1 protein-coding gene and 1 pseudogene are annotated in these 1,996 nt (G+C 69.8%); both read left to right on the top strand.

The features are described from left to right. Positions 1 to 873, top strand: a pseudogene (locus tag QMO76_RS35165) (Fe-S oxidoreductase); the annotation flags it as partial. Between the two features lie 233 nt (positions 874 to 1,106). Next, positions 1,107 to 1,928, top strand: a complete 822-nt coding sequence (locus tag QMO76_RS35160) for a lytic polysaccharide monooxygenase (RefSeq protein ID WP_306365695.1) — start codon at positions 1,107 to 1,109, stop codon at positions 1,926 to 1,928. Positions 1,929 to 1,996 lie beyond the last annotated feature (68 nt).

Below are 1,996 nucleotides of genomic sequence, written 5' to 3'. Positions count from 1 at the left end.
AAAGCCACCCCGGCCGAAAGCGCCGCTCCCGCCGAGGCTTCCGAAGCCCCCGCCGCACCCGCCAAGGGCCTGGCCATGAAGGGGCCGGCCAAGGCACCGGGCAAGGGCCTCCAGATGAAGGGCGGACTGAAGGCTCCCGGCGCGAAGGCCACCCCGGCCGAATCCGCCGAGACCGCCGAAGCCGCCCCCGCCGCGGAAGCTTCCACCCCGGCCGCCAAGCCGGGCGGGCTCGCCATGAAGGGCGGGCTCAAGGCACCGGGCGGCAAGGGTCTGGCCATGAAGGGCGCAGCCAAGGCACCGGGCGCCAAGCCCGCCGCCGAAGCCGCCGCGCCGGAACCGGCCGCGGACGCCGAGACGGCCGCGCCCGCGGGTGGAGAGGTCAAGCCGACCGTCGCAGCCAAGGGCTTGGCGATGAAGTCCGGGCTGAAGCGCCCCGGACCCAAGGCTCCCGGCAAGCCCACCCCCTCGGAAGACACTGCCGCACCCGCCGATTCCGCTTCGGCGGAGCCCGCCCAGGCGGAGTCGGCGAGCACGGCCGCCCCGGCGGCTCCGACGGAGGCCAAGCCCTCCATCGCACCCAAGGGTCTGGCTATGAAGTCCGGCCTGAAGCGGCCCGGACCGAAGGCTCCGGGTGCCAAGGCTCCGGGTGCCAAGGCTCCGGGTGCCAAGGCTCCGGCCGCCGAAGCGTCCGCGGCTCCGGCTGATTCGGCTCCGGAGGCTCCGGCGGAAGCCGACGCTCCGGCCGCCGCGTCCACGGAGCCGAAGGCCGCCGAGAGCGGTTCCGGCGGCAATGGCGCCGCGAAGCCGCCGACCGCCAAGCCGGGCGGCCTGGGCTTCAAGTCCAATGCGAAGGCCCCCGGCCGCAAGAGCTGATCACCGCTCGTGAATGAGCCCGGATCCCTTGAGATCCGGGCTCTTCTCGTTCGAAATGTTTGCTGGCCGGCAAACCTTCATGGCTGAACTGGGACATGCCCTTGACCGAAGGGTTGCCAGAACTTACCTTTTAGAGCACGCTTTTGCTTCAAAGTGGTCTGGATCACATCACAGATCCGTTGCAGGACAGCATGCCGGCCTCCGCTGCCCTCTTGTCTCACAAGGAGATTCAGGTGGTACGTAGCAGAGTGCTGTCCACGGTCGGGGTTCTCGCCGGAATCACGCCGATAATCGTCGCGGTCATGCCCGCCGGCGTCGCCCACGCCCACGGGTATGTGTCGTCCCCGGCCAGCAGGCAGGCACAGTGCGCCCAGGGGGCCGTCGACTGCGGGGATATCAGGTACGAGCCGCAAAGTGTGGAGGGCCCGAAGGGCTTACGCGGTTGCAGCGGCGGTGTCGGCCGCTTCGCGGAGTTGGACGACGACGACAAGGGCTGGCGGGTGCACGCGGTCGGGCGGACGGTGTCCTTCACCTGGAAGGTCACGGCTCAGCACCGAACAGCCAACTGGGAGTACTACATCGGCGACACCCGGGTCGGATTCGTGGACGGCGGCAACGAGCTGCCGCCGCAGACCTTCTCGCACAGCGTCGATCTGGGGGATTTCACCGGCCGGCAGCGGCTGCTCGCCATCTGGAATATCGGGGACACCGCGAATGCGTTCTACTCCTGCATCGACCTGGATATCAGCGGCGGCGGATCCCCCACCAGCCCAACGCATCCCACGCCCACCACGACACCGACCCCCACCACGACACCGACCCCCACTACGACCCCGACGACTACGACGCCGCGCCCACCCACCACGACCACTCCGCCGCATCAGCACCCCACCACCGATCGGCCCACCGCCGAGCCCTGGCAACAGGGTGCCACCTACCACATAGGTGATGTGGTGTCCTACAACGGAGTCCGCTACAGCTGCCGCCAAGCCCACACCGTCCACGACCCCAACTGGACCCCGCCGAACACCCCGGCCCTCTGGCAGCGCCTGTAGTTCCGGCCACGGAGGTGCTCGAGCGCCGCGCAGCTCACCGTGCTCGAACGCCGCGCAGCCGACGGTGC

Source organism: Nocardia sp. CC227C (genome assembly GCF_030767025.1).
In the GTDB taxonomy this organism is placed as follows: Bacteria; Actinomycetota; Actinomycetes; order Mycobacteriales; family Mycobacteriaceae; genus Nocardia.
The sequence above is the reverse complement of the archived record's forward strand: the minus strand, read 5'-3'. Positions and strand labels throughout refer to the sequence as shown.